Below are 11,680 nucleotides of genomic sequence, written 5' to 3' on the forward strand. Positions count from 1 at the left end.
TTAATCTTGTACTTTAACTTCGATGCGGTTTTCGCCATTCATCATAGCTGCTTTCGCACGGATCTTAGCTTCTAGCTTATTCACAAGGTCATCGTTATCAAAGCGCTCTTTCTGGCGTTTACCATCTTCGTAGAATGCGCTCTTCTTGTTACTACCTGCTAGACCTAAGTGAGAAACTTCTGCTTCACCAGGGCCGTTTACCACACAACCGATGATAGACACATCCATTGGCGTGATGATGTCTTCTAAACGTTGCTCCAGTGCATTCACCGTACCAATCACATCGAATTCTTGGCGTGAGCAGCTTGGGCACGCAATAAAGTTGATGCCTCGAGAGCGAATACGCAGAGATTTAAGGATGTCGAAACCGACTTTGATTTCTTCAACTGGATCGGCAGCCAAAGAGATACGCAGCGTATCGCCTATCCCTTCAGATAACAGCATACCTAAGCCAACAGATGACTTAACAGCGCCAGCTCGAGCACCACCCGCCTCTGTGATACCTAAATGAAGAGGCTGATCGATTTTCTTCGCCAGCAGACGATATGAATCCACCGCAAGAAAAACGTCTGAAGCTTTCACGCTAACTTTAAATTGGTCAAAGTTAAGACGATCGAGATGATCTACGTGACGCATCGCCGATTCAACCAAGGCTTCTGGCGTAGGCTCACCGTATTTCATCTGTAGATCTTTTTCCAAAGATCCACCATTGACACCAATACGGATCGGGATATTTTTATCGCGAGCGCAATCAACAACAGCGCGAATGCGCTCTTCATTGCCGATGTTACCTGGGTTGATACGTAAACAGTCAACTCCGTACTCCGCCACTTTCAGCGCGATACGATAGTCGAAATGAATATCAGCCACTAATGGTACAGAAACTTGCTGTTTAATCAGTTTGAAAGCTTCTGCTGCGTCCATCGTAGGTACAGAAACTCGAACGATATCTGCGCCGACTTTTTCTAGTGCTCGGATTTGAGCGACTGTCGCTTCTACGTCAGTCGTGCGAGTGTTAGTCATTGACTGTACTGCAATTGGCGCACCATCACCAATTGGCACATCACCCACATAAATACGCGTCGATTTACGACGAATAATTGGAGATTCGTGTTGCATAATTTTTTATAACGGTAGAGTGAATCTAGCTACTTTGCCTGAAGTATACCCAGAAAGGTCGACAGGTTCACTTGCAAATGTCATTGTAACCCCTTCCGGTGCGCCTAATATCACTTTAAATGGCGCTTTTCCGGTAAGTTCTACATCTTGTCCTGGCTTATGAGTACCACTTACCAGCGTTTTACCATTGGTGTCTTTTACTTGAATCCAACAGTCCGCTTTAAACTTCATAGTAAGAAGTGTCATGCCTTCAGGTACTACTGGCGCAGGCTGTTCCTCTTCCGCCGCTTCAATCACGGCAACAGGTTCTTCAGAATCTACGCTTGTTGTATTTTCAGTTTCAGTCAGCAAAGGATCCGCCCCTTGCTCAACGGGTGCTTCAGTCAATTCAGCAACACCTTCATTAGTTGAAGCAACTTCTTCAGGAGTGCTTGCGATTAACTCTTCAGCCGTCATCAAATCGATATCAGCTAATTCTTGAGCAGTGGGCTGCGGCGCTTCAACACTTGAATCCGTTACTTCCTTAGTTAGGCTATTCTCTTGTTGGTTTTGCCACCACCATGCAGCTGAAATGCCAATAATGACTAGCCCGATAACCCAAGTAAGGAGCATAATACGGCTATTGTGCTTCTCGTCTTTTGTTTTACGAGAGAAGCTTTGCATTTCAATTTCTTGCTCTTGAGGCTGAGCATCGGCAGTCTGCTCTAACGCCGTCAAAACCACCTTCTCATCAAGACCTACAAATTTAGCGTAAGAGCGTAAGTAACCACGCGTAAATGTCGCGACTTGTTGAGATTCAAATCGGTTATTTTCAATATCTTCAATCACAGAAATGCGAAGCCTCAGGCGGTCGGCAACTTGCTTTTGGCTCATTCCCAAGGATTCACGTTTGTTTTTCAGTAATGTGCCAGCTTCAATAGAGAGTGGCACTTCATTCGTATTTTCGTGTTCTGTCATAATGGCGGTATTTAATCTGTTTTAGTGGCTAACGTGGTCATGTATTTTCGTTATTGTTCTTAAGCCTCTTTAAAGATAGCTAGCCAAAACGCGTTAACCAAAAATAATAATTTTAAGAAACTCTCAGCGATCTGAGTGCGAATACCCGTTTTGCAAAAATCAGCAAAACGTATGTGAGAAAGTGCTGAGAATTATCGGTGTCATCGTTAGTGTTACATATCATGATAAGCGAATGCGCAACGAAGACAAAAACTCTTTACACTCAAACTAACAGATAGCTCAAGCTTTTGTCCAAACTTTGACAAAGGAATTCGAAATTATACCCAAATAACCTTAGGTTGAAGAGTGATAGTCCCAAATCTTGGCGAAAATGTCCTAAACAATAAACAAAATAGCCAGAGCGAATGGCTCTGGCTATTTTTGAATTCCGGTCGTTTATACAGCTTTCACTTCAATGGTATCGGCACCGCGTGACGCTTTCAGCATTGCCGTACGTTTAGTTCGGTCAATTACATCACCGACCAACTGACCACATGCGGCATCAATGTCATCACCACGTGTTTTACGAACCGTAACTGTGTGCTCGTATTGCATCAATGTTTTTTGGAAGCGATCAATACGTGAGTTACTTGGTTTCTTGTAAGGTGAACCTGGGTACGGGTTAAACGGAATCAAGTTAATCTTACATGGTGTGTCTTTCATCAATTCAGCCAGTTCACGAGCATGGTCCATGTCATCGTTCACATGATCAAGCAACACGTACTCGACTGTTACCTTGCCACGGTTTGCATTCGATGAAGCAATGTAACGACGAACGGATGCTAGGAAATCTTGAATATCCCAACGATCGTTAATTGGCATGATTTCACTACGCAGCTTATCGTTTGGCGCATGAAGAGAGATCGCTAACGCAACGTCGATTTTGCCCGTCATCTGATCAAGACCAGAAACGACACCTGATGTTGATACGGTTACGCGACGCTTCGACAAACCAAAGCCAAGGTCATCCAGCATTAACTCCAATGCAGGAATCAAGTTCTTCATATTAAGAAGCGGCTCACCCATGCCCATCATCACGACGTTCGTAATTGGGCGACGGCCTGTTTCTTTCTCAAGACCAATTTCACGTGCAGCACGCCACACCTGACCGATGATCTCTGAAACTTTCAAGTTACGGTTAAAGCCCTGCTGTGCTGTTGAGCAGAACTTACATTCCAATGCACAACCTACTTGAGAAGATACACAAAGCGTTGCGCGATCATCTTCTGGAATGTAAACCGTTTCTACATCCTGATCACCAACCTTCATTGCCCACTTGATCGTGCCGTCTGAAGAATGCTGAGCTTCTGCTACAGTTGGTGCTTTAATTTCACACTTGTGTAAAAGCTTTTCGCGCAGCTTCTTGTTGATGTTTGTCATTTTTTCGAAGTCATCTACACCGAAATGGTAGATCCACTTCATAACCTGATCGGCACGAAACGCTTTCTCGCCAAGTTCTTCCGCGAAAAACTGACGCATGCCTTTGCGATCAAAGTCGAGTAGATTGATTTTTTCAGTGGTCATGTTGCCTCTCAATGACTGAAACAAGAATAAGGGCGCGAATTGTACAGCCTTTATGCAGCTACAACAAGGGGTGTAAGACCCTGAGTTTGCTAAGGCATTAAAATAAAAACGATTAAATTTTAATCAGACTTTACGGTGAGAATAATGATTAGACAACCGACAACAAAAGCGTAGAAGTGGTACAGAGAAAACAGTGAGAACAAACACACGTAACTAAGCTTTCACCCCTGTAAGATGCTCAGATTAGCCAACATCTTCGCGAATAATTACGAATGAACTCGCAGGTGAAATGGAGAACGCGGAATAAAAAACCTCGGACAATTCCGAGGTTATTACGAACTAGATCATCACGCAAAAGTGATGCATGAACGAGTTAGCGAGAGAAAACTTCTGATTCAGGGAAGAAAAACTCAATTTCACGAGCGGCAGACTCAGGGCTATCTGAACCATGAACTGAATTGTGACGCATGCTGAGTGCGTAATCAGCACGCAAAGTGCCACATGCCGCGTCCTCTGGGTTGGTTTTACCCATTAGCTCGCGGTAACGTGCAATCGCATTTTCGCCTTCCAATACCTGAACCATAATAGGACCAGATGTCATGAACTCTTTTAGAGGAGGGAAAAACTCTTTACCTTCATGCTCTGCATAAAAGCCGCTTGCCTGATCTTCTGTCAGGTGAACCATTTTGGCAGCGATGATACGTAGGCCAGCCTTTTCAATACGATTGTAGATTTCACCAATTAGGTTTCGCTCTACAGCATCAGGCTTAATGATTGAAAATGTTCTTTCTAGAGCCATAAAATTTCCTTTCTGTACTTGTAATAATAGTTGTGCTTTTAAAGTGACTTACTGGGTAAGAGCAGCACTCAAACAAGAGAGTGCTGCAATCAATCTTATTTTCCAGCTTGCTCATTGAGGAAACGAGCAAGTGTACGAACACCCATACCCGTTGCTCCCGCAGCCCATTTATCAGAAGCGGCTTTACGATACGTACCCGCACAGTCGAAATGTAACCAGCCTTTTTTGTAGTCCTCAACGAAGTAAGACAAGAATGCAGCTGCAGTACTTGCACCTGGAGAATAATCACCAGAGCTGATATTCGATAAATCGGCAAAATTAGATGGCAGCATTTCTCGATGGAAATCAGCAAGTGGTAGCGGCCACAAGCCTTCTTTTTCCTGGTTTGCCGCCGTAAGCGCTTGATGCGATAGCTCATCATCAAAGCTCATTAGCGCATGGTAATCGTTACCTAACGCATTCTTCGCTGCGCCTGTTAGTGTCGCGCAGTCAATGATTAACTCAGGCTTTTGCTCACTGGCGTAGATAAGACCGTCTGCAAGCACCAAGCGACCTTCCGCGTCGGTATTCATAATCTCAACGGTTTTGCCGTTTTTGTAAGTGATGATGTCGCCAAGCTTAAGGGCACGGCCAGAAACCATGTTCTCAGCACAACACAAGATCAGTTTTACGCGCTTGTTTAAACCGCGCAAGATAGCTAATCCTAGGCCACCAGTTATAGTACCCGAGCCACCCATATCTGCTTTCATTGCACTCATGAAGGTAGAAGGCTTCAAGCTGTAACCACCGGAATCAAAGGTGATGCCTTTACCCACAAGACATGCGAATACAGGTGCGTTTTCGTCACCAGTTGGGTTGTAGTCTAACTGAAGCATCGCAGAAGTACGCTCAGAACCACGGCCTACTGCGTAAATACCTTCCCAACCTTCTGCCAACAAGTCTTTGTCTTTGACGATACGTGCTGTCACAGTGCCTTTCGGCGCAACAGATTTGATGAATTCAGCAGCCATTGTCGCTAGCTGACGAGGAGCAACTTCTTCTGCCGTTTTGTTGATAATATCGCGGGTAAAATCAGTCGAAGTAATACGAGCTTGAAGCTCTGCTTGATCTTCATCAGACAATGCAGCCCACTCAACTGAGCCATGTTTTTTAGGGTTACGGAACCCTTGGTGGAAAGCCCATACGCTCTCTAGATCCCAGTTATCACCAGAAAGAAAAATAGAACGAATTCCTTGGCCATCTAGCTGACGAGCTGCACGTTGAATTGCGCCGAGATCATAACCTTCACCTAAGTGAATAGTTGCGCCGTTTTCGGCGAATGAAAGCAGTGCTTTTTCACCCCAATGTGGTGCTGCCGACTCTTGACTTAAAAATACAGACATCTGTGTAGACATGGTTTCTCCTTGTCTTATAGCAGCGTTGCCTACGCTGCTTCTTTTTAATAACTCACGGATGTTAGCATTATGTAGGGCAAAAATGTCAATTGGATAAAAAAACGGACCTAAAGGTCCGCTTTTTTTAGTAAGAATTGTTAACTAGGCTGTGTTTTACAGACTTAGTCCGCTTCGTCCATCCAGCACATGATAACGGCTTCTAGAATCTTTTCATTAGAACGGTTTGGCTCATCGTCAAACTCATCTAACTCCATGATCCATTGATGAAGATCGGTAAAACGCACTGTTTTTGGATCGACATCTGGAAACTTGTCACAAAGTTCAATCGCGATATCGCGAGAATCTGTCCATTTCATTGCTCATCTTCCTTTTGCTTCTTCCCTATATTGGGAAGATAGTTTTAGTGATCTTCTGAAGCGTGGTTTAGTGTGTATTTAGGAATTTCTACCACCAAGTCTTCATCAGCAATTCTCGCCTGACACCCTAGGCGTGACTCAGGCTCTAGACCCCACGCTTTATCTAGCATGTCGTCTTCTAGTTCTTCACTTTCTTCTAGTGAATCAAAACCTTCACGGATGATTACGTGGCAGGTAGTACACGCACATGACTTCTCACACGCATGTTCAATACCGATACCGTTTTTTAGCGCTACGTCTAGAACGGTGTCACCAGAGTTTGCTTCCAACACTGCACCTTCTGGGCACAAATCGTCGTGTGGTAATACAATAATCTTAGGCATAACTACTTATCTCTTATATATCGTCTACTGATTGACCTGACAACGCAGCTCGAATCGATTTATCCATACGGCGTGATGCGAAATCTTGGCTCGCTTTATCGGTATCTTTAATGCCTTGCTCTATCGCATCTGCATCATCACCATTACGCAGCTCAATCAAGGCTTCGATGGCTTTAATCAAGTTTTGTTTCTCTTGTTCTGATAGTAAGTCATCACCATCAGCTTGCATCGCTGCAATCAAACCTTCTATCACTCGGTCGGCTTCAACACGCTGCTCAGCTAAGGCACGAGCTTGCATGTCTTCTTTTGCGTGCGTCATTGAATCACGCAACATATCCGCCACTTCATTGTCACTTAAGCCGTAAGAAGGTTTTACTTGAATCTCTGATTGAACACCAGTGCTCTTCTCCATTGCCGTAACAGAAAGAAGGCCATCAGCGTCAACTTGGTAAGTCACGCGAATATGTGCCGCACCCGCTGCCATCGGAGGAATACCTTTTAACGAGAAGCGAGCAAGTGAACGACAGTCATCAACCATTTCACGTTCACCTTGTACCACATGAACACTCATCGCCGTTTGGCCATCTTTGAATGTGGTAAATTCTTGCGCACGCGCAACGGGAATCGTAGTGTTGCGGGGGATGATCTTCTCGACCAAACCACCCATGGTTTCAATACCGAGCGACAGTGGAATCACATCAAGAAGCAACATTTCAGAGTCAGGTTTGTTACCCGCTAGGATATCAGCTTGAATACCCGCACCGATTGCAACAACTTCATCTGGGTTAATGCTTGTCAGTGGTGTACGGCCAAAGAATTCGCCAACCATTTCTCGTACAAGCAATGTGCGTGTTGAGCCACCGACCATGACTACTTCAAGTACATCTTCCGCATCTACATCCGCATCTTTCAGCGCACGGCGGCAAGACATCAGGGTTTTCTTCACTAGCGGACGAATCAGATCTTCGAACTGCTCGCGAGTCACGGTGCCTTTCCAACCAAAAACGTCAACGTCAACACTGTCTTGCTCAGAGAAAGCAATCTTAGCTTCAGTAGCAATGTTCAACAGTGTACGGTTCTTTTCTGCAGAAAGCGGCGCTTCTAGACCCGCTTGCTCCATTAAATAACCGGCAAATAGATGGTCGAAGTCGTCACCGCCTAATGCAGAATCGCCACCTGTTGCTAATACTTCAAATACGCCTTTCGATAAACGTAGGATAGAGATATCAAAAGTACCGCCACCTAGATCGTAAACCGCAATCACACCTTCTTGACCAGAGTCTAGGCCATAAGCAATTGCCGCAGCGGTTGGTTCATTAAGTAGACGGAGAACATGAAGACCAGCTAATTTCGCCGCATCTTTTGTACCTGCACGTTGCGCGTCATCAAAGTAAGCAGGAACGGTAATAACGACACCAGCTAACTCACCACCTAACGTATCTTCAGCTCGCTTACTCAATACTTTTAGGATGTCCGCAGATACTTCAATCGGGTTTTTGTCACCTTGAGGTGTTTGCAGAATTGGCAGGCCGTTTTCACTCTCTTTAAAACGATAAGGAAGTGAAGAGTAACGGGACTGAATGTCCTTTAATGAACGACCGATCAAACGTTTTACAGAGATAATCGTGTTCTCTGGTTCAAACTCTGCTTTGGCTTTGGCTTCGTGGCCGACCGTTAACGTTTCTTCAGCGTAATTAACGACTGAAGGTAAAATAGTACGGCCCTGCTCGTCCGCAAGTGGAGTTGCATCGCCGCTACGTACAGAAGCAACCAAAGAGTTGGTAGTACCTAAGTCGATACCCGCTGCTAACTTATGCTCATGAGGTGCCGAGCTTTGGCCCGGTTCTGCGATTTGAAGTAGTGCCATGATAGGTCCTTGTCACGCTTACTAGCCGAGGAGTTTGTCTTCGACTAGCTCAATTTCGTTCTTTAGTTTGGCAATGAATTTTAGCTTACGAACTCGGTCTGCGGCTTCAGCCCATAGACCATCATCAAGCTCTTGCTCGACGCTTGCCAGATGCTGTTTGTACATTTTGCTGACCTTAGAGTCGAAGTCAAAAAGCGCCGATTCAGGATCGGAGCTGTCAGCAATCTCTTCCAGTTCTTCGCGCAGTTCCATTTGCTCCATTAAGAACATCGGATCTTGCATCGTTTGCTGTTCACCTCGGATCTCAACACCTTGCTCTGCGAGGATATACTCGGCGCGAGAAATAGGATTTTTCAGAACTTGATAGGCATCGTTGATTTGCGCCGCCTTTTGCACCGCCATCAAACGGTCACGTTCTGAGCCCGTTGCAAAGTTATCCGGGTGGAAGCGTTTTTGTAGTTCTCGGAACTGAGAAGAAAGAAGGCTACCATCCAGCTTAAACTGACTTGGTAGCCCAAATAATTCAAAGTGATTCATTAAGTTCGGGTCCTAGTAAAGCCTTCCGGACTCGTTTGCCCAGAAGGACAATCAATTAGACGTTGAAGCTTTCACCACAACCACATTCACTTTTCGCGTTAGGGTTGTTGAATTCAAAACCTTCATTCAACCCTTCTTTCACGTAATCCAATTCAGTACCATCTAGGTACACTAAGCTCTTTTGATCGATGATAATTTTCACTCCAGAGAGTTCAAATACTTCGTCTTCTTCATTGAGCTCATCAACAAACTCAAGTACGTATGCCATGCCGGAACAGCCAGTCGTCTTCACTCCAAGACGTAAACCGATACCTTTGCCTCGGTTATCTAGGAATGCTCTTACACGACTTGCCGCTGATTCTGTCATTGTGATGGCCATACTGCACCTTAGTCTGTCTAAATTTCGATTGGAATGGGAGCGTCAAAGCTCCCATTATATTACGGAATAATTATTCTTGGTGTTTTTTCTTGTAGTCAGCAACCGCTGCTTTGATTGCATCTTCAGCAAGAATAGAACAGTGAACTTTCACTGGTGGAAGCTCTAGCTCTTCAGCAATCTCAGAGTTTTTAATTGCTGCCGCTTCATCAACTGACTTACCTTTTACCCACTCAGTTACTAGTGAGCTTGATGCGATTGCACTACCACAACCGTATGTTTTGAACTTCGCATCTTCGATGATACCTTCAGGTGTCACTTTGATTTGAAGCTTCATTACGTCACCACACGCAGGAGCGCCAACCATGCCGCTACCTACTGATGGATCTTCTTTATCGAATGAACCAACGTTACGTGGGTTCTCGTAGTGATCAATTACTTTTTCGCTGTATGCCATGATAAATTACCTCGAATCCTCTATTTCAATCCCTGAGATTAATGGTGAGCCCATTCAACAGTGCTCAAATCAATCCCTTCTTTGTACATATCCCATAGAGGAGACATGTCGCGTAGCTTAGTCACTGCAACGCGGATTTGTTCAATTGCGTAATCAATTTCTTCTTCAGTCGTGAAACGACCAAACGAGAAACGAACCGAGCTGTGAGCCAATTCGTCATCCATGCCTAGGGCACGAAGAACGTAAGAAGGCTCAAGGCTTGCAGACGTACAAGCACTACCAGAAGATACCGCTAGATCTTTAAGCGACATTAGTAGTGATTCACCTTCTACGAATGCGAAACTGATGTTTAGGTTGTGTGGTACACGCTGCTCAAAGTCACCGTTTACCGTCACTGCTTCTAAGTCTTTCACGCCATCAAAAAGACGGTTACGAAGCGCTAAAGCATGATCGTAATCTTTTTGCATGTCTTCTTTTGCAATGCGGAATGCTTCACCCATGCCTACGATTTGGTGAGTAGGTAGTGTACCAGAGCGGAAACCACGCTCATGACCGCCACCGTGCATTTGCGCTTCAAGACGAATACGAGGCTTACGACGTACGTAAAGTGCACCGATACCTTTAGGACCGTAAACTTTGTGAGCAGAAAGTGAAATTAGATCAACTTTCATCTCGTGAACGTCGATTGGTAATTTACCTGCAGATTGCGCAGCGTCCACGTGGAAAACAATTTTACGCTCACGGCACAGTTCGCCGATCGCTGTAATGTCTTGAACCACACCAATCTCGTTGTTTACATGCATAATAGACACAAGCACGGTGTCATCACGCATGGCTGCTCTAAGCTTCTCTAGATCGATCAAGCCATTTGATTCTGGCTCAAGGTAAGTCACTTCAAAGCCTTCACGCTCAAGTTGACGACATGGGTCAAGAACGGCTTTGTGCTCTGTTTTACAAGTGATTACGTGCTTGCCTTTCTTCGAGTAAAAGTGCGCTGCACCTTTAATCGCAAGGTTGTCTGATTCTGTCGCACCAGATGTAAATACGATTTCGCGAGGATCTGCATTTAGAAGGTCAGCAATTTGCTCACGAGCAGTATCGACCGCTTCTTCTGCCTGCCAGCCGTAACGGTGCGAACGTGACGCTGGGTTGCCAAATGTGCCATCCATTGTCATGTACTGAACCATTTTTTCAGCAACACGTGGATCAACTGGACATGTAGCGGAATAATCAAGATAAATCGGCAGTTTCATTCTCTACTCCAATGTAAAAAGCTGACCGCTAAGAGCGGACGTTTACACCGATGGGCGCGGCGGTTGTATTTTTGTTTGATAGCCCATGGGTTACCGCCAGATCAATGTCCTGACGATCAGAAATTTCGAGTACTTCATTGTCTGTCATCAACTCACCAAGAGTGATGTTATTCAAAAAGTCACTAATGCGAGAGCTTAGGTCACGCCACAGCGTGTGAGTAAGGCAACGTGTTCCACCTTGGCAATCTCCTTTACCTTGGCATTTGGTTGCATCTACTGACTCATCAACGGCAGCAATCACGGTACCAATAGCGATACTGTGAGCGTCGGCACCAAGTCGGTAACCACCACCAGGACCACGAACGCTGGCAACGAGACCTGCTTTACGCAATTTTGAAAATAGCTGCTCTAAGTAAGAGAGCGAGATCCCTTGACGCTCTGAAATATCAGCCAGAGGTACAGGGTTTTGTTGCGAATGCAGTGCCACATCCAGCATGGCTGTCACCGCATATCTTCCTTTAGATGTAAGTTTCATACCACACCGTATCCACATGGTTTGTAATGGTTAAGATTTTTCCATACCTGAGTAATTTGGTCAAGTATTTATTTGACCATTTTA

13 protein-coding genes are annotated in these 11,680 nt (G+C 45.0%); all 13 read right to left on the reverse strand.

Translation table 11 applies throughout. The annotated features are described in order from the left end of the window. A complete protein-coding gene (gene ispG, locus J4N43_RS12725) occupies positions 1-1,119 on the reverse strand; it encodes a flavodoxin-dependent (E)-4-hydroxy-3-methylbut-2-enyl-diphosphate synthase (RefSeq protein WP_005381699.1) in 1,119 nt (372 codons plus the stop codon). Between the two features lie 6 nt (positions 1,120-1,125). Beyond that, complete coding sequence (rodZ, locus tag J4N43_RS12730; protein ID WP_005383707.1) at positions 1,126-2,076, reverse strand: cytoskeleton protein RodZ; 951 nt, start codon at positions 2,074-2,076, stop codon at positions 1,126-1,128. Between the two features lie 435 nt (positions 2,077-2,511). After that, positions 2,512-3,639 carry a dual-specificity RNA methyltransferase RlmN gene (gene rlmN, locus J4N43_RS12735; RefSeq protein WP_017633913.1) on the reverse strand — a complete coding sequence of 376 codons (1,128 nt, stop codon included), beginning with the start codon at positions 3,637-3,639 and terminating at the stop codon, positions 2,512-2,514. 373 nt (positions 3,640-4,012) lie between these two features. Further along, positions 4,013-4,438, reverse strand: a complete 426-nt coding sequence (ndk, locus tag J4N43_RS12740; RefSeq protein ID WP_005381702.1) for a nucleoside-diphosphate kinase — start codon at positions 4,436-4,438, stop codon at positions 4,013-4,015. 95 nt (positions 4,439-4,533) lie between these two features. Then, positions 4,534-5,832 carry an aminopeptidase PepB gene (gene pepB / locus J4N43_RS12745; protein ID WP_042521166.1) on the reverse strand — a complete coding sequence of 433 codons (1,299 nt, stop codon included), beginning with the start codon at positions 5,830-5,832 and terminating at the stop codon, positions 4,534-4,536. Between the two features lie 161 nt (positions 5,833-5,993). After that, positions 5,994-6,188: a Fe-S cluster assembly protein IscX gene (iscX, locus tag J4N43_RS12750; protein ID WP_005381711.1), complete on the reverse strand. Its 195-nt coding sequence runs from the start codon at positions 6,186-6,188 to the stop codon at positions 5,994-5,996. Between the two features lie 44 nt (positions 6,189-6,232). Then, complete coding sequence (gene fdx / locus J4N43_RS12755; RefSeq protein ID WP_005381713.1) at positions 6,233-6,571, reverse strand: ISC system 2Fe-2S type ferredoxin; 339 nt, start codon at positions 6,569-6,571, stop codon at positions 6,233-6,235. Positions 6,572-6,584: 13 nt separating this feature from the next. Next, positions 6,585-8,438 carry a Fe-S protein assembly chaperone HscA gene (gene hscA / locus J4N43_RS12760; RefSeq protein WP_053350241.1) on the reverse strand — a complete coding sequence of 618 codons (1,854 nt, stop codon included), beginning with the start codon at positions 8,436-8,438 and terminating at the stop codon, positions 6,585-6,587. Between the two features lie 21 nt (positions 8,439-8,459). Then, complete coding sequence (gene hscB, locus J4N43_RS12765; RefSeq protein WP_017820566.1) at positions 8,460-8,975, reverse strand: co-chaperone HscB; 516 nt, start codon at positions 8,973-8,975, stop codon at positions 8,460-8,462. 55 nt (positions 8,976-9,030) lie between these two features. After that, a complete protein-coding gene (iscA, locus tag J4N43_RS12770) occupies positions 9,031-9,354 on the reverse strand; it encodes an iron-sulfur cluster assembly protein IscA (RefSeq protein WP_005381717.1) in 324 nt (107 codons plus the stop codon). 70 nt (positions 9,355-9,424) lie between these two features. Beyond that, positions 9,425-9,808, reverse strand: coding sequence for a Fe-S cluster assembly scaffold IscU (iscU, locus tag J4N43_RS12775; RefSeq protein ID WP_005381718.1), 384 nt, complete (start codon positions 9,806-9,808; stop codon positions 9,425-9,427). A gap of 38 nt (positions 9,809-9,846) precedes the next feature. Further along, a complete protein-coding gene (locus J4N43_RS12780) occupies positions 9,847-11,061 on the reverse strand; it encodes an IscS subfamily cysteine desulfurase (RefSeq protein WP_158159568.1) in 1,215 nt (404 codons plus the stop codon). 28 nt (positions 11,062-11,089) lie between these two features. Then, positions 11,090-11,596: a Fe-S cluster assembly transcriptional regulator IscR gene (gene iscR, locus J4N43_RS12785; protein WP_005381720.1), complete on the reverse strand. Its 507-nt coding sequence runs from the start codon at positions 11,594-11,596 to the stop codon at positions 11,090-11,092. Between the last annotated feature and the right edge of the window lie 84 nt (positions 11,597-11,680).

The sequence above is a fragment of the Vibrio sp. SCSIO 43009 genome, from assembly GCF_023716525.1.
GTDB classification, from domain to species: Bacteria; Pseudomonadota; Gammaproteobacteria; order Enterobacterales; family Vibrionaceae; genus Vibrio; species Vibrio alginolyticus.